The organism is Cupriavidus sp. 96C5-1 (assembly GCF_057798855.1).
The window spans coordinates 1-15,343 of record NZ_JBYOJU010000059.1 but is presented as its reverse complement, the minus strand read 5'-3'; the positions used below and the strand labels follow the sequence as shown (position 1 = coordinate 15,343).

General features: G+C 65.7%; 14 protein-coding genes and 1 tRNA gene. 8 read left to right on the top strand and 7 right to left on the bottom strand.

Annotated elements, in window-relative coordinates; genetic code table 11:
- Positions 1–69: 69 nt before the first annotated feature.
- Positions 70–2,178, top strand: a complete 2,109-nt coding sequence (fusA, locus tag AC3FOF_RS39550; protein ID WP_488729713.1) for an elongation factor G — start codon at positions 70–72, stop codon at positions 2,176–2,178.
- A 71-nt stretch (positions 2,179–2,249) separates the two neighbouring features.
- On the top strand, positions 2,250–2,531 hold the full coding sequence (locus AC3FOF_RS39545; RefSeq protein WP_017228670.1) for a hypothetical protein: 282 nt from the start codon (positions 2,250–2,252) through the stop codon (positions 2,529–2,531).
- Between the two features lie 171 nt (positions 2,532–2,702).
- On the opposite strand, the gene AC3FOF_RS39540 is transcribed toward AC3FOF_RS39545, so the two are convergent.
- The 3 genes from AC3FOF_RS39540 to fdxA all read right to left on the bottom strand — a co-directional run bounded on the left by AC3FOF_RS39540 (position 2,703) and on the right by fdxA (position 4,586).
- Positions 2,703–2,778: transfer RNA gene (locus AC3FOF_RS39540), tRNA-Asn, on the bottom strand.
- Positions 2,779–3,052: 274 nt separating this feature from the next.
- The gene (locus AC3FOF_RS39535; protein WP_017228672.1) at positions 3,053–4,162 is read right to left on the bottom strand and encodes an NAD(P)/FAD-dependent oxidoreductase; all 1,110 of its coding nucleotides are present in this window, start codon (positions 4,160–4,162) and stop codon (positions 3,053–3,055) included.
- 100 nt (positions 4,163–4,262) lie between these two features.
- The gene (gene fdxA / locus AC3FOF_RS39530) at positions 4,263–4,586 is read right to left on the bottom strand and encodes a ferredoxin FdxA (protein ID WP_017228673.1); all 324 of its coding nucleotides are present in this window, start codon (positions 4,584–4,586) and stop codon (positions 4,263–4,265) included.
- A 330-nt stretch (positions 4,587–4,916) separates the two neighbouring features.
- Here fdxA and AC3FOF_RS39525 point away from each other — a divergent pair, with 330 nt between their 5' ends.
- The 6 genes from AC3FOF_RS39525 to AC3FOF_RS39500 all read left to right on the top strand — a co-directional run bounded on the left by AC3FOF_RS39525 (position 4,917) and on the right by AC3FOF_RS39500 (position 11,679).
- The gene (locus tag AC3FOF_RS39525; protein ID WP_276265779.1) at positions 4,917–5,462 is read left to right on the top strand and encodes a hypothetical protein; all 546 of its coding nucleotides are present in this window, start codon (positions 4,917–4,919) and stop codon (positions 5,460–5,462) included.
- 98 nt (positions 5,463–5,560) lie between these two features.
- Complete coding sequence (pncB, locus tag AC3FOF_RS39520; RefSeq protein ID WP_017225968.1) at positions 5,561–6,739, top strand: nicotinate phosphoribosyltransferase; 1,179 nt, start codon at positions 5,561–5,563, stop codon at positions 6,737–6,739.
- 89 nt (positions 6,740–6,828) lie between these two features.
- Positions 6,829–7,515 (top strand): LutC/YkgG family protein, encoded by a 687-nt coding sequence (locus AC3FOF_RS39515; protein WP_488729712.1) that lies wholly within the window; start codon positions 6,829–6,831, stop codon positions 7,513–7,515.
- A gap of 177 nt (positions 7,516–7,692) precedes the next feature.
- Positions 7,693–9,120 (top strand): sodium:proton antiporter, encoded by a 1,428-nt coding sequence (locus AC3FOF_RS39510; protein ID WP_017225970.1) that lies wholly within the window; start codon positions 7,693–7,695, stop codon positions 9,118–9,120.
- 2 nt (positions 9,121–9,122) lie between these two features.
- Positions 9,123–10,121, top strand: a complete 999-nt coding sequence (locus AC3FOF_RS39505; protein WP_488729711.1) for a 2-hydroxyacid dehydrogenase — start codon at positions 9,123–9,125, stop codon at positions 10,119–10,121.
- An 88-nt stretch (positions 10,122–10,209) separates the two neighbouring features.
- Entirely contained in the window at positions 10,210–11,679 is a 1,470-nt protein-coding gene (locus AC3FOF_RS39500) for a DNA recombination protein RmuC (RefSeq protein ID WP_017225972.1), read from the top strand.
- 100 nt (positions 11,680–11,779) lie between these two features.
- Here the strand turns inward: AC3FOF_RS39500 and AC3FOF_RS39495 are convergent, their stop codons facing one another.
- The 4 genes from AC3FOF_RS39495 to moaA all read right to left on the bottom strand — a co-directional run bounded on the left by AC3FOF_RS39495 (position 11,780) and on the right by moaA (position 15,341).
- Positions 11,780–12,046, bottom strand: a complete 267-nt coding sequence (locus tag AC3FOF_RS39495; protein ID WP_006158586.1) for a hypothetical protein — start codon at positions 12,044–12,046, stop codon at positions 11,780–11,782.
- Between the two features lie 206 nt (positions 12,047–12,252).
- Positions 12,253–13,530 carry a molybdopterin molybdotransferase MoeA gene (gene moeA, locus AC3FOF_RS39490; RefSeq protein ID WP_488729710.1) on the bottom strand — a complete coding sequence of 426 codons (1,278 nt, stop codon included), beginning with the start codon at positions 13,528–13,530 and terminating at the stop codon, positions 12,253–12,255.
- A gap of 36 nt (positions 13,531–13,566) precedes the next feature.
- Positions 13,567–14,166: a molybdenum cofactor guanylyltransferase MobA gene (gene mobA / locus AC3FOF_RS39485; RefSeq protein ID WP_035809782.1), complete on the bottom strand. Its 600-nt coding sequence runs from the start codon at positions 14,164–14,166 to the stop codon at positions 13,567–13,569.
- A gap of 50 nt (positions 14,167–14,216) precedes the next feature.
- Complete coding sequence (moaA, locus tag AC3FOF_RS39480; protein WP_488727067.1) at positions 14,217–15,341, bottom strand: GTP 3',8-cyclase MoaA; 1,125 nt, start codon at positions 15,339–15,341, stop codon at positions 14,217–14,219.
- Between the last annotated feature and the right edge of the window lie 2 nt (positions 15,342–15,343).

Here is a 15,343-nt window from a genome sequence, read left to right as displayed (position 1 = left end):
ATGCATACCGCACGATGCGGTGCCTGCAGAAGTGTTACTCTTTTGAGTGATACCTACCAGGAGATCACCGTGAGCCGCAAAACCCCCATCGAGCGCTATCGGAACATCGGTATCAGCGCGCACATCGACGCCGGCAAGACCACCACCACCGAACGCATCCTGTTCTACACCGGGGTCAATCACAAGATCGGCGAAGTCCACGACGGCGCGGCCACCATGGACTGGATGGAGCAGGAGCAGGAGCGCGGCATCACCATTACCTCGGCCGCCACCACGGCGTTCTGGAAGGGGATGGCGGGCAACTATCCCGAGCATCGCATCAATATCATCGACACGCCCGGACACGTGGACTTCACCATCGAGGTGGAGCGCTCGATGCGCGTGCTCGACGGCGCCTGCATGGTCTACGACGCGGTGGGCGGGGTGCAGCCCCAGTCCGAGACCGTCTGGCGCCAGGCCAACAAATACAAGGTGCCGCGCATCGCCTTCGTCAACAAGATGGATCGCGTCGGCGCGGACTTCTTCCGGGTGCGCGCGCAGATTGCCGACCGGCTCAAGGGCACGCCGGTGCCGGTGCAGGTGCCGATCGGCGCCGAGGATGGCTTCCAGGGCGTGATCGACCTGGTCAAGATGAAGGCCACCGTCTGGGACGACACTAGCCAGGGGCTGCATTTCGAGTATCGCGAGGTACCCCCCGAGCTGCTGGCGCTCGCCAGGGAATGGCGCGAAAAGATGGTCGAGGCGGCGGCGGAGGCCAGTGACGAGCTGCTGCACAAATACCTCGGCGGCGAGCCGCTGACAGAAGAGGAAATCAAGGCCGCCCTGCGCAAGCGCACCATCAACAACGAGATCGTGCCGATGCTGTGCGGCAGCGCTTTCAAGAACAAGGGCGTGCAGACGCTGCTCGACGCGGTGATCGACTACCTGCCGTCGCCCGCGGACGTGCCCGCGATTCTCGGCCATACCGTGGACGACAAGGAGGCCGAGCGCCATCCCAACGACGAAGAGCCGTTCTCCGCGCTGGCTTTCAAGATCATGACCGATCCCTTCGTCGGCCAACTGATCTTTTTCCGCGTTTATTCGGGTGTGGTGAACTCCGGCGACACCGTGTACAACCCGGTCAAGGAGAAGAAAGAGCGGCTGGGGCGGATCCTGCAGATGCACGCCAATGTGCGTAGCGAGATCAAGGAGGTGCGCGCGGGCGATATCGCCGCGGCGGTCGGACTCAAGGAGGCGACCACCGGCGATACGCTGTGCGATCCCGATCAAGTGATCATCCTCGAGCGCATGAGCTTCCCGGATCCGGTGATTTCCCAGGCCGTCGAGCCCAAGACCAAGGCCGACCAGGAAAAGATGGGGCTTGCCTTGAACCGCCTGGCGCAGGAAGACCCGTCATTCCGCGTGCATACCGACGAGGAATCGGGGCAGACCATTATCTCGGGCATGGGCGAGTTGCACCTGGAAATCCTGGTGGACCGCATGCGGCGCGAATTCGGCGTGGAGGCCTCGGTCGGCAAGCCGCAGGTGGCCTATCGCGAAACCATCAAGCAGGCGGCCAAGGATATCGAGGGCAAGTTCGTCAAGCAGTCCGGCGGACGCGGCCAGTATGGCCACGTGGTGCTCGATCTCGAGCCGCAGGCACCGGGCAAGGGCTACGAGTTTGTCGACGCCATCAAGGGTGGCGTGGTGCCGCGCGAGTTTATTCCGGCCGTCGACAAGGGCATCCGCGAAACGCTGGCGACCGGCGTGCTGGCCGGCTATCCGGTGGTGGATGTGAAAGCCACGCTGGTGTTCGGCTCTTATCACGACGTCGACTCGAACGAGAATGCGTTCCGCATGGCCGGCTCCATGGCATTCAAGGAAGGCATGCGCCGTGCCAGGCCGATCCTGCTCGAACCGATGATGTCGGTGGAAGTCGAGACGCCGGAGGAGTTCACCGGCAACGTGATGGGCGATCTGTCCTCGCGGCGCGGCGCTGTGCACGGCATGGAAGATATCGCCGGCGGCGGCGGCAAGCTGGTGCGCGCCGAGGTACCGCTGGCCACCATGTTCGGCTACTCGACCTCTTTGCGGTCGCTGACCCAGGGCCGCGCCACTTACACCATGGAATTCAAGCACTACACGGAAGCACCGGCGAGCGTGGCGGAGGCGGTCGTCAATAGCCGGCAGACGCGCTAGCGCGTCCTGAGCGGCAGGACAGGGGCGCTGCCCGCCACCCGGCGCCCGGTTCGACTCGATGGGAGATTGCCATGGCAAAGCATCTGTTTCCCCAATTCTCCGCCGATGAGCAGCGCGAGGTCGTCGCCCTCTGCGCACGGATCGGTTTTCTACCGGAAGATTTCGAGATCACCGATGAGGGATCCGAGCCGGCCAGTGGCGGTGTACGGCGGCGGCAGGTCAGCATCCGGCGGCTGGCGACCCAGGCGCAGAGTGTCTACGACGCGAGTGAAGGACCGGGCTGGATAGAGGAGTTCGAGAGCGATCTCGAGTGTGGCCTGTTCGGGCAGCCTTCGAGGCAGGCGCCGGCCTGAGGCAATGACGGCTTGAGCATGCCCGAGCGTTTGTTGCGCGCGGCCCGAATGGTCTGGGCGTGGCCCGCTTACCGCAGCTTCTCCGCTGTTTTCCGCGCCCTCCCGGCAGGGAGAAATGGAGAAAGCCAAATGGAAAAGGCCCGCAATTTCTTGCGGGCCTTTCACATTCTTTGGCTCCCCGAGCTGGGCTCGAACCAGCGACCTGCGGATTAACAGTCCGTCGCTCTACCAACTGAGCTATCAGGGAACAGCTGAGAAAAGGATTATAACCAGTCTCTCTTTTATCCGTCAACACCCTCGCGACAATTTCTTTTGCTACCGGTGCTGCGGAACTTCTGGTTTCGTCTGAACGTGCCATTGGCCCAAGCCGGTGATGCTGGTCTTGCGCGTTTGGTGCTCGGTGACGAGGGCCACATTATAGGCGGCCTTTTGTTCTTTTGCCATAAAAATCATCGCCAGAATGATTTTTTATGTGGCCGCGTTCGAATGCCGAACGCGGCCCTTTATGCCCGGCCTTGCGCTCAATCGAATACTGGCGAATCGACACCGAGGATCTTGTGCAGCTTCGGCGAGGTGGTGGTGTACTGCATGTGGATCTTCTTCTCGGGGAAGATATACGGCGCGGCGCCGAAGGCTGCCAGCGCGGCTTCATGGAAGCCCGAGAGGATCAGCTTCTTCTTGCCGGGGTAGGTGTTGATGTCACCCACGGCGAAGATGCCGGGGATGTTGGTCTCGAACTTCTCCGTATCCACCTTGATCTGCTTGCGCTCCAGGTCCAGGCCCCATTCGGCGATCGGCCCCAGCTTGGGCGACAGGCCGAAGAATACCAGCAGGTCGTCGAGCGGCAGGCGGCGGGTCACGCCGTCGGCGCCCGTGACCTTGATCTCGGTGAGCAGGCCGTCTTTCTCTTCATAGCCGCTGATCTGGCCCACCACGAACTGCATCTCCATCTGCTCGCACAAGTCCTTCATCTTGGCGACCGATGCCGGCGCCGCGCGGAAGCCATCGCGGCGGTGGATCATGACCACCGACTCGGCCTTGCCGACCAGGTCAAGCGTCCAGTCCAGCGCGGAGTCGCCGCCACCGACCACGACCAGGTTGCGGCCATGGAAGCGGCTCGGATCCTTGACGCGGTAGAACAGCTGCTTGCCGTCGAATTTGTCGATGCCGTCCACCTTGACCGTGCGCGGCTGGAACGAGCCCACGCCGGCGGCGATGAAGATGGTCTTGGTGATGAAGCGGGTTCCGAGCGAGGTCTCAACGAAGAAGCGGCCGTCTTCGCGGCGCTCCACCACGGCCACTTCCTGCCCCAGGTGGAAGGTCGGCTCGAACGGCTCGATCTGCTTGAGCAGGTTGTCGGTCAGTTCCTGGCCGGTGCAGATGGGCACGGCCGGGATGTCGTAGATGGGCTTGTCCGGATAGAGCTCCACGCACTGGCCACCGACCACCTTGAGGGAGTCGATCACATGCGCCTTGATTTCGAGCAGGCCAAGTTCGAAGACCTGGAAGAGTCCGACCGGGCCGGCGCCGACGATCAGCGCGTCGATTTCCAGCGGCTGGCCGCCACCCGCATGGCCGGAGGCGATGTGGCTGGTGGCGTCGGCGACGGGGTTAGGGATGCTCAAGTCCATATTCGTCCTGATACGTTGTGGGCACACAGGCGTGCCCGGCATTACGGGAAAGCGCGTGGGTGGGGACGGCTTTCTGACCTGTCTTTTGGGCGTGCAGGTATCAGCGTTGCAGGTATTGCAGCTTGTCGGCCGTGTCCTTCCATTCCTCGGCTTCGGCCAGCGGGGCCTTGGTCTTGGTGATGGAGGGCCAGTTGCGCGCCAGTTCGGCGTTCAGGTCGATGAACTGCTGTTGGTCGGCCGGCACGTCTTCCTCGGCATAGATCGCGTTGACCGGGCATTCCGCCACGCACACCGCGCAGTCGATACACTCATCCGGGTCGATGGCGAGGAAGTTGGGGCCTTCGCGGAAACAATCGACCGGACACACGTCAACGCAGTCGGTATAGCGGCAACGGATGCAGGATTCGGTGACAACGTGAGTCATTTCGGTTCCAGAAAAACGGGTCGGCTTCGATGGGAATGGGTTCGGCTTGCTGTGCCTTGCGCGTCACGCCTGCGCGGATTCACGATGCGCGGAGCGAACGAAGGCCGTGGCCTTTCAAAGACCGATATTGTAGCTGAGCCGTTCCGCGTAGGTAATGGCCCTATATAGCCAGATCAGATAGTTTTCTTATTTCTTTATGTGGATTTGATCCAAGGCAGTCCCTGTGCCTGGCGTCATGTGCTGCGCTAGCCGGTATGCCGTTGGCGTTGTATGCTGGCTGGGGCCTGTCCGCGCGCTGTCGCCGCGCGCTTACCTTCTCAGGAGTGCGCCATGCCAAGTCCAGTCCGGGAGTCGCCGCACCAGCGCCGGCCGAGCCGTATCGCTGCCGCCGTGCTCGGCCTGGCAACGCTGGCCGCGTGCTTGGCCATGCCGGCCGCGCGCGGCCAGACGCTGGCCCGGTCAGGGCCGCCGGACAGCGTGGTGGCCCGCCTGATGGCCTGGCGCATGACAAGCGACGGGCCGGTGCCGCTGTCCGCACTTGCTCGTTTCAACTGGGATACCTTCGGCGTGGTGACCCAGGCGGCGGGCGAGGCCATGGCCAATTGCGGCCAGGCCGGATTTCTCCCCTGCGACGCCGACCTGCAGCCGGCGCGTGGCGCGCCGGTCCAGGTGCTGGTGTTCCGGCTCGGCACGCAGCGGGTCTACCAGGAACGTATCACGGCCCGCTCGGCGGAGTTCGCCGAGCCGTTGCCTGCCGACGTGCCGCGCTCCCTGGCCACGCTGGTCGGGTGCCCCGGCTACCGGGGCCAGGTCTTGTGGTGCCTGCGGGGCAGCGCGCGGGGCCGCCTGCCCGATCCGTTTCTCGACGGTGGGTGAGACCGTGCAGGTCCGTGCCCGCGACGGGGTCATGCCGGGTGTCTGCCGCACTTTCGGTTAGCATGTTGCTCTGACCCGGCACCGCCGTCTGGCCCGATATGATCATTACCTCATTGCTCGACACCGACCTGTACAAGTTCACCATGATGCAGGTGGTGCTGCATCACTTCCCCGCGGCACAGGTCGAGTACCGCTTCAAGTGCCGCAATGCCGGCGTCGACCTGACTCCCTACGTCGACGAGATCCGCGAGGAAATCGCCCAGTTGTGCCAGGTGCGTTTCACCGAGGACGAGCTGGTTTACCTGCGCGGGCTGCGCTTTATCAAGAGCGATTTCGTCGATTTCCTCGGCCTGTTCCACCTCAACGAGAAATACGTCACGGTCGCGCCCGCCGCTCCCGGCAGCGGCGAGATCGAGATCACCATCCGCGGGCCCTGGCTGCACACCATCCTGTTCGAAGTGCCGCTGCTGGCCATCGTCAACGAGGTGTACTTCCGCCGCACCCAGCCGCAGCCGGACTGGAGCGAAGGGCGCAGGCGCCTGGAGCAAAAGCTGGCCTTGCTGAAAATGCCCGGCCACGCTGATTGCGTGATCGCAGACTACGGCTCGCGCCGCCGCTTCTCGCGCGACTGGCAGGAGGAGGTATTGCAGACCATGCGCAGGGTGCTCGGCCCGCAACTGGCCGGCAGCAGCAATGTCCATTTCGCGCGCATGCACAACCTGATTCCCCTTGGCACCATGGCGCACGAATACCTGCAGGCCTGCCAGGCCCTGGGGCCGCGCCTGCGCGATTCCCAGGTGTTCGCGCTCGAGGTCTGGGCCAAGGAGTATCGCGGCGACCTCGGCATCGCCTTGTCGGACACCTACGGCTTCGATGCCTTCCTGCGCGATTTCGATCTTTATTTCTGCAAGCTGTTCGACGGCGTGCGCCACGATTCCGGCGACCCTTTTGCCTGGGGCGAGCGCATGCTGGCGCATTACGCCGCGGGCCGCGTCGACCCGCAGGGCAAGACCCTGATCTTCAGCGACAGCCTGGATATCCCGCGGGTGATCGAGTTGTACGAGCGTTTCGGCGGACGCTGCCGGCTTGCCTTCGGGGTGGGTACCAACCTGACCAACGATCTCGGCTACACGCCGTTGCAGATCGTCATCAAGATGACGCGCTGCAATGGGCAACCGGTGGCCAAGCTGTCCGACACCCCCGAGAAGACCATGTGCGACGACCCGGCCTACCTTGCCTATCTGCGGCAGGTATTCAGCATCACGGCGCCGGCATAGCCCGCCACCCGGCCTGTTCCCGGCTTCGCGCGCTCACCATCACCCGATCCGGGCAGCCGATCCACCAACCAATCAACGGAAAGCACGTCATGGAAACCAACTCCGCCCGCGACCGCATCTTTGCCCGCATCCGTGCCGCCCAGGGCCGCGCGGCCGGGGTCAGCAACGGCGAGCGCGCGGCGGTGGCCGATTACCTGTCGCGCCATCCCGCCGGACCGAGGCCGGCCGCGCCGGCGGACCGTGTCGCGGCTTTCCAGGCCCAGGCGCTGAAGATGGCTTCCACGGTGGAACGGGTGGCTACGCAGGCCGATGTGCCGGCAGCGGCAGCGCGCTACCTGGACGGTCTTGGCCTGACCCGGCGCGCGGTTGCCTGGGATAGCCTGGGTGCGCTCGACTGGCAGGCGCAAGGCCTGACGGTGGAGTGCCGGCCGCCCGTGCGCGACGCCGAGGCCGACCGCGAGCACGGCGACCTGGTAGGCATTACCGGCTGTTTTTGCGCGATCGCCGAGACCGGCTCGCTGATGCTGCTGTCCGGCCCGCAGACCTTTGCATCGGCCGCGCTGCTGCCGGAGACGCATATCGCGGTGGTGCCGGCTTCGCGCATCGTCGACGGCCTGGAAGATGCCTTCGCGCTGATGCGCCGCGAGCGCGGGGAACTGCCGCGCGCCACCAATATCATCAGCGGACCGTCGCGCACCGGCGATATCGAGCAGACCATCGTGCTGGGCGCACACGGGCCATACCGCGTGCACGTGATTCTTGTCGAGCAGGACTGAGCGCGAGCGGGCAGGGTAGCCGGAATGCGTGGAATCCCGCGGCGATTGCTTTACACTTGAGGGCCTCGCCGCGCACCCGCGGCCCGCTGGACGGGCCGGGCGGGTCCGTGCGCTTTCTCCGCCCGCAGCCTGGATCAAACGCGGGTGCAGCAATCCCGAACAAGGAGATCCCGCCCGATGCGACGTGCCTCCGCACTGCTACTTCCGCTGGTCCTGCTGCTTACCTGCCTGCCAAACGCGGCAAGTGCCGCCGATCTCGATGGCGCCACGCTGTCGCCGTTGTGGGCGCTGCCGTTTGCCGGCACCCTGCTGTCGATCGCACTCTTCCCGCTGATCGCGCCGCGCTTCTGGCATCACCATTACGGCAAGATCGTCGCCGGCTGGGCGGTGTTGTTCATGGTGCCGTTCGCGCAGGCTTTCGGCGTTCATGCCGCGGCCGCCAATGCCGTGCATGCCCTGCTGTCGGAGTACATTCCCTTTATCGCACTGATCGCCGCGCTCTACATCGTGGCCGGCGGCATCTGCGTGCGCGGCAACCTGCATGGCACACCGCGCCTGAACACCGGCCTGCTTGCGCTCGGCACCGTGCTGGCCAGCCTGATGGGCACCACCGGCGCCGCCATGCTGCTGATCCGGCCCCTGCTGCGCGCCAACGACAACCGCCGGCATGTGGCCCACGTGGTGGTGTTTTTCATCTTCCTGGCGGCCAACGCGGGCGGTGCGCTGACGCCGCTGGGCGACCCGCCGCTGTTCCTTGGTTTCCTCAAGGGCGTGGATTTCTTCTGGACCCTGCGCAACATCCTGCCCGAGACCCTGTTCATCTGCAGCGCGCTGCTGGTGATCTTCTATTTCGTCGATCGGCACTACTACCTGAACAAGGAAGAGGAACTGCCGCCGGCGGACGATCCCACGCCGGATTCGCCGCGCATCCGGATCGAGGGCAAGCGCAATTTCGTGCTGCTGCTGGCAGTGGTCGGGCTGGTGCTGATGAGCGGCCTGTGGAAGCCCGGCATCGAGTTCGACGTGATGGGCACCATGGTGGGCTTGCAGACTGTGGTGCGCGACGTGATGCTGGTGGTGGTGGCACTGGTGTCGCTGCTGATCACACCGGTTACGGCGCGCACCGGCAACGAGTTCAACTGGGAGCCGATCCTGGAAGTGGGCAAGCTGTTCGCCGGCATTTTCCTCACCATCATCCCGGTGATCGCCATGCTCAAGGCCGGCACGGACGGCGCCTTCGCCGGCGTGATCCGGCTGGTCAGCGACGCGGGCGGGCAACCCATCGACAGCATGTATTTCTGGGCTACCGGCATCCTCTCGTCCTTTCTCGACAACGCGCCGACCTACCTGGTGTTCTTCAATACCGCCGGCGGCGACCCGGCCACGCTGATGACGCGCAACGCCTCCACGCTGGCGGCGATCTCGGCCGGCGCGGTGTTCATGGGCGCCAATACCTATATCGGCAACGCCCCCAACCTGATGGTCAAGGCGATCGCCGAAAGCCGCGGCGTGCGCATGCCCAGCTTCTTCGGCTATATGCTCTGGTCGATCTGCGTGCTGGTGCCGCTGTTCCTTGTCATGACCCTTATCTTCTTCCGCGTGTGAACATGGCCAAGCCTTCCGTTCTAGTGACCCGCGCCGTCTTTCCCGACGTGATCGACCGGCTCGCGCAGTATTTCGACGTCGACAGCAACCAGCAGGACGCGGCGCTCGACGGGGCCGCGCTAAAGGCCCGGCTGGCGGGAAAGGCCGGCGTGCTGGCCAATGCCGCGGACCGCATCGATGGCGAGCTGGTGGCCGGGCTGCCCGCGCTGCGCGCGGTCTGCAACATGGCGGTCGGCTACAACAACCTCGACGTGCCGGCACTGACCGCCGCGGGCATCGTGGCGACCAATACGCCCGATGTGCTGACGGAAACCACCGCTGACTTCGGCTGGGCCCTGCTGATGGCAACCGCGCGCCGCGTGACCGAATCCGAGCACTGGCTGCGCGCCGGCAAGTGGGAGCGGTGGAGTTACGACATGTTCCTCGGCATGGACCTTTACCGCAGCACGCTTGGCATCCTCGGCATGGGCCGCATCGGCCAGGCGCTGGCGCGGCGCGCTGCGGGGTTCGGCATGTCCGTGCTCTATCACAACCGCAGCCGCCTGCCGCACGAGACCGAGCGCGCGCTCAATGCGCGCTACGTGAGCAAGGCCGAACTGCTGGCGCAGTCGGATCACCTGCTGCTGGTGCTGCCCTATAGTGCGCAGAGCCATCACAGCATCGGCGCGGCCGAACTGGCGCAGATGAAGCCGTCGGCCACGCTCGTCAACCTGGCGCGCGGCGGCGTGGTCGACGATGCCGCGCTGGCCGAGGCGTTGCGCGAACGGCGCATCTTTGCCGCCGGGCTGGATGTGTTCGAAGGCGAGCCGCAAGTCCATCCCGGCCTGCTTGCGGTGCCGAACGTGGTGCTGACCCCGCATATCGCCAGCGCGTCCGAGAAGACCCGGCGCGCCATGGCCGACCTGGCCGCGGACAACCTGATCGCCGCGCTCGGCGCGGGGCCGCAGGCCGGTCTTCCGCCGTCGGTGATCAATCCCGAGGTGATGGCGCACCGCCGCTGATCGTCTCGCTGCGCGTGCCGTACCGCTCGCGTGCTGGCGTCGCCAGCCTGCCGCAGCGGCACGGCCTCTTCCTTCACTTCGCCCATTCATGACCCTGATTCCCCTGTTGACCCTGGTCTTCGCGCTGGTGGCGGTGCTGCTGCTGGCAATCCTGCTGCTGCGGCCGCGTGGCACGCAGGATGCCGCCAGTCCGGAAATGCTGCGCCTGCTTGCCGAGCTGCGTGCCGAAAGTGCACGCGGCAATGAGCGCCTGGAACGCGAGTTGCGCACGGAGGTGACCGAGAGCGCGCGCGTTGGCCGTGGCGAATCCGGCCAGCAGATGATGCGCTTCCAGCAGGCGCTGTCCTCTCAGCTCACCAGCATCGCCACGCTGCAGAACAACCAGATCGACATGTTTGCCCAGCAACTGGCCAAGCTGACCGAGTCCAACGCCCAGCAACTGGAGCAGGTCAGGCAGAACCTGCAGCAGCAGGGGCAGCAGGCGCGCGAGGAGCAGGGCAGCGCGCTGCGCCGCTTCGGCGACATGCTGCAGCAGCAACTGGCGCAGATGTCCGAGAGCAACGAGCGCCGCCTGGGCGAAGTGCGTGCCACGCTGGAGCAGCGGCTCAAGGAGATCGAGGCCAACAATGCGGGCAAGCTCGAGGAGATGCGCCGCACCGTCGACGAGAAGCTGCACGCCACGCTCGAGCAACGCCTGGGCGAGTCCTTCAAGCTGGTGTCCGACCGGCTCGAACAGGTGCATCGGGGCCTTGGCGAGATGCAAGTGCTGGCGCAAGGCGTGGGCGACCTGAAGCGGGTGCTGACCAACGTGAAATCGCGCGGCACCTGGGGTGAAGTGCAACTGGAGATGCTGCTCGAACAGATGCTGACCGCCGAGCAGTACGCCAAGAACGTCGAGACGGTCCGCAATACCGGGGCACGCGTGGAGTTTGCGATCCGGCTGCCGGGCAAGGACGCGGCAGGCGGGCAGGTGTGGCTGCCTATCGATGCCAAGTTTCCGAAAGAGCAGTACGAGCGCCTGCTCGACGCGCAGGAGCGTGGCGATGTCGACGGCGTGGCGCTGGCCGGGCGCGAACTGGAAGTCGCCATCAGGCGCGAGGCGCAGACGATTTCCGAGAAGTACGTCTCGCCGCCGGCCACCACCGATTTCGCCATCCTGTTTCTGCCGACCGAGGGACTGTATGCCGAGGTCCTGCGGCGCCCGGGGCTGGCCGACCTGCTGCAGCGGAACTACCGGGTCACCGTGGCGGGGCCAACCACGCTGGCCGCCTTGCTCAACAGCCTGCAGATGGGCTTTCGCACCCTGGCGCTGGAGCGCCGTTCCAGCGAGGTGTGGGAGGTGCTGGGCGCGGTCAAGACCGAGTTCGGCAAATTCGGCGTGGTGCTGGCCAAAACCCGCGACACCCTGGAGCGTGCTGCCCGCAACATCGAGCAGGCCGAGATACGCACGCGCCAGATGGAGCGGAAGCTGCGTACGGTCGAAGCGCTGCCCGGCGAAAATGCGCAGGAGTTGCTCGGCCTTGCCACGGCGCCCGGCGACGAGGCGGAGGCTGGCTGACGAGGGCGGATCCCTCAAGGCGGCGCCCAAAAGCAAGAAAGCGCATCGGCTCGATGCGCTTTCTTGCTTTGGGCAATCCGCTTGCGGCTGGCGCCGCGGCTCAGGACAGGTCGCGGATCGTTACCTCGATGCCGCCGAAGCGCGCGGCAACCCAGTTGTACGCCTTGCAGGCCAGCCAGAGCAGGCCGAAGCCGATCAGTGCATTCAGAATCAGCGCCGTGAATACCGTGATGCCGGGCAGGTCGCCGTAGCGGATAAACGCAACGAACAGTCCCAGCGAGACGATGGGCACCGAAAAGCAGAGGTACACGAGCACGAGCGCGCGAGCGGTTTTGACCGGGTGGAGGTACGCAATCTCCTGATTCATGACAGCTGGGGCAGTAAGCAAAGTAATGTTGCGCAAGTGTATCGAATGGGGGAGGCTGCGCATAGCCCGGCACCTGCGGGGTATGGAAAACCGCCGATCTGGCCGCTAAACGCCGGAAAAACTGCGGCACAAAAACGACACAGAGGTGCCGCCGACGCACCTTGCCGCGGCGGGCACGGACCATCGCGCCAGCCGTCGCACCGGCGTTACACCAACCCGTCGAAAAGCATGACCTCGACCTCGTCGCCGGCCGCCACCGTGCCCTGCTCGTGTCCCAGCACGATGAAGCAGTTGGCTTCGCTCATCGAGCGCAGCACGCCCGAGCCTTGCTGGCCGGTAATACCGACCTGCCAGCTGCCGTCCGCCGCCGGCGCCAGGATGCCGCGCTGATACTCGGTCCGGCCGGGCTTCTTGCGGATCGGCTGGGCGCTGCGCACGCGCATCAGCGGCAGGGGCGCCACCTTCGCGCCCATCTGCCGGTGCAGCGCAGCGCGCACGAACTGGTAGAACGTCACCATCACCGCCACGGGGTTGCCAGGCAGGCCGAACAGCAGCGCCTCGCGGCCATGGGAGGCGATGCGGCCGAAGGCCATGGGCCGCCCCGGGCGCATGGCGATCTTCCAGAAGGTCACATCGCCGAGCTGGGCCATGATCTGCTTGGTGTAGTCGGCTTCGCCCACCGAGACGCCACCCGAGGTGATGACCGCATCCGCGCTTTCGCAGGCGGTGCGAAAGGCGGCTTCCAGCGCGGCGGGGTCGTCGCGCACCACCCCCATGTCGATCAGATCCACATTCAGGCGCTGCAGCATGCCGTGCAGCGTATAGCGGTTGGAGTCGTAGACGCAGCCCGGGTCGAGCGGCTCGCCGATCGAGCGCAGTTCGTCGCCAGTGGAGAAGAAGGCCACGCGCAGGCGGCGGCGTACCTTGACCTCGGCCACGCCCAGCGAAGCCAGCAGGCCGATGTCGGCGGGCTTCAGGATGCGCCCGGCCCCCAGGGCCGGCTGGCCGACCGCCAGGTCTTCGCCGCGCAGGCGGCGGTTGTCGCCCGCTCGCACCGCGTGGGCGTCGAAGCGGATCTGCTCGCCCCGCACTTCCACGAATTCCTGGGGGATCACGGTGTCGCAGCCCGCTGGCATGATGGCGCCGGTCATGATGCGCACCGCCTGCCCGCGTGCGACCGGCTCGCCGCAGGCTGCGCCGGCGAAGGCACTGCCGATCACCGCCAGGGCAAGTTCACCGGCGGCGGCCAACTCGCTGCCGCTGAAGGCGTAGCCGTCCATGGCGGCATTATCGTGCGCGGGCACGTCCAGCGTGGAGATCACGTCCTCGGCCAGCACGCGGTCGAGCGCCGTGCGGATGGCGACCTGCTCGGTGCCGCGCACCGGTTCGACCACCTCGGCGATGATCTGGTTGGCCTGAGCCACCGGCAGGGCGCCGGGGTCATAGTCGGACAGGCAGGAAATGACGGATTGCAGTGATGGCATGGAACGGTTCCCGGGACAGCGGTCTGGCTTGGGTTGTCAGCGCGCTTCCAGCGTGCGCAACTCATCCAGGGTGTTGATATTGGCGAAGGCGCCAGCGTCTTCGAACAGCACTTCGGCAAGGCGATGGGAGGCGGCCCAGGTCTCGATCTTCCGGCCGCCGCCGTCGAGGAAGGCGACCAGGCCATCGAGCGCCGTTACCGGCATCAGGCAGAACACGGGCTGGGTTTGCCGGCGGCCTTGTGCGTCGATGGTGACGGGAATAGCCATTTCCGCGCCTTGCTCGCCGATGGCGCTGGCCAGCCGCGCCGCCAGGTCGGCCGGCAGGAAGGGGGAGTCGCAAGGCGCGCTCAGCATCCAGCCGGTCCGGCAATGCTCCAGCCCGGCCAGCATGCCGGCCAGCGGGCCGGCGAAGTCTGGCACGGAATCGGCGATGACCGGCACGCCGAATGACCCATACGCGGCCAGGTTGCGGTTGGCGTTGATCAGCATGGCGCCGGTCTGCGGCGACAGCCGCGTCAGCGTATGCATGGCCATGGGAGCGCCACGGAAGGGCTGCAGGCCTTTGTCGGTGCCGCCCATGCGGCTGCCCCTCCCGCCGGCCAGGATCAGGCCGGTAATATCGTCGCGTGAAATCATCAGGGATAGAGGGTTGGGGTTGGCGCGGCAGGCCATATGGTGTTTCGCCGTCAGCCACCGATATAGGACATTTCGATCTTGCGTTCGGCGCGGGCCTGGCGCACCGCCGGGTTGCTGCGCTGTTCGGAGTAGTTGTCGGTGCGTCCTTGCCAGACCCCGGCAATCGCGTTGGAGATTGCCAGGTCGCTGTGTTCGCCGCGCAGCAGCGCGCGCAGGTCGTAGCCTTCGGTGGCGAACAGGCAGAGGTAGAGCCGGCCTTCGGTGGACAGCCGGATACGGCTGCAATCGCCGCAGAAGGCGTGGGTGACGCTGGAGATCACGCCGATCTCGCCGGCGCCGTCGCGGTAGCGCCAGCGCTCGGCGGTCTCGCCGCTATGGTTGGCGGGGATGGCTTCGAGCGGGAAGGCTTCGTGGATGCGGCGGACCACCTCGGCCGAGGGGAGCACCTCATCCATCTGCCAGTGGTTGCTGGCGCCGACGTCCATGAACTCGATAAAGCGCAGGATGATGCCGCTGCCGCGGAAATGGGCGGCCATCGGCACGATCTCGGCATCGTTGGTGCCGCGCTTGACCACCATATTGACCTTGATCGGCGCCAGGCCGGCGGCCTGGGCAGCCTCGATGCCGTCCAGCACATCGCGCACCGCGAAGTCGACATCGTTCATGCGGCGGAAGGTGGCGTCGTCGATGGCGTCCAGGCTCACGCTCACGCGCGACAGGCCCGCATCGCGCAGCGCGCGCGCCTTGCGAGCCAGCAGCGAGGCGTTGGTGGTGAGGGTGAGGTCGAGCGGCTTGCCCGACACCGTTTCGATGCGCGCCAGCATCTCCACCAGCTTCTCGATGTTCTTGCGCAGCAGCGGCTCGCCGCCGGTCAGGCGGATCTTCTCGACCCCGTGGGCGACGAAGAGGCGGGCGACGCGTTCGATTTCCTCGAAGCTCAGCAACTCGGAATGGGGCAGGAAGGTGTAGTCCTTGCCGAATACTTCCTTCGGCATGCAATAGACGCAACGGAAGTTGCAGCGGTCCGTGACCGAAATGCGCAGATCATGCAGCGGCCTGCCGCGCGTGTCGGCAACCAGGCCGGACGGTGCGGCGAGCACGTCCGGGATGCTGGGCGTCATCGAGCGGTAGCGATGGTCGCGCAGGTCGAAGATGGGGATGACGGATTCGGTCATGG

Excerpts from the sequence above, each read along its gene's own strand:
- AC3FOF_RS39515 (WP_488729712.1), top strand. The coding sequence starts at position 6,829 with ATGGAAACCAACTCCGCCCGCGACCGCATCTTTGCCCGCATCCGTGCC.
- AC3FOF_RS39525 (WP_276265779.1), top strand. The coding sequence starts at position 4,917 with ATGCCAAGTCCAGTCCGGGAGTCGCCGCACCAGCGCCGGCCGAGCCGT.
- pncB (WP_017225968.1), top strand. The coding sequence starts at position 5,561 with ATGATCATTACCTCATTGCTCGACACCGACCTGTACAAGTTCACCATG.
- moaA (WP_488727067.1), bottom strand. The coding sequence starts at position 15,341 with ATGACCGAATCCGTCATCCCCATCTTCGACCTGCGCGACCATCGCTAC.
- AC3FOF_RS39500 (WP_017225972.1), top strand. The coding sequence starts at position 10,210 with ATGACCCTGATTCCCCTGTTGACCCTGGTCTTCGCGCTGGTGGCGGTG.
- AC3FOF_RS39495 (WP_006158586.1), bottom strand. The coding sequence starts at position 12,046 with ATGAATCAGGAGATTGCGTACCTCCACCCGGTCAAAACCGCTCGCGCG.
- AC3FOF_RS39510 (WP_017225970.1), top strand. The coding sequence starts at position 7,693 with ATGCGACGTGCCTCCGCACTGCTACTTCCGCTGGTCCTGCTGCTTACC.
- AC3FOF_RS39505 (WP_488729711.1), top strand. The coding sequence starts at position 9,123 with ATGGCCAAGCCTTCCGTTCTAGTGACCCGCGCCGTCTTTCCCGACGTG.
- moeA (WP_488729710.1), bottom strand. The coding sequence starts at position 13,530 with ATGCCATCACTGCAATCCGTCATTTCCTGCCTGTCCGACTATGACCCC.
- AC3FOF_RS39535 (WP_017228672.1), bottom strand. The coding sequence starts at position 4,162 with ATGGACTTGAGCATCCCTAACCCCGTCGCCGACGCCACCAGCCACATC.
- mobA (WP_035809782.1), bottom strand. The coding sequence starts at position 14,166 with ATGATTTCACGCGACGATATTACCGGCCTGATCCTGGCCGGCGGGAGG.
- fdxA (WP_017228673.1), bottom strand. The coding sequence starts at position 4,586 with ATGACTCACGTTGTCACCGAATCCTGCATCCGTTGCCGCTATACCGAC.
- AC3FOF_RS39545 (WP_017228670.1), top strand. The coding sequence starts at position 2,250 with ATGGCAAAGCATCTGTTTCCCCAATTCTCCGCCGATGAGCAGCGCGAG.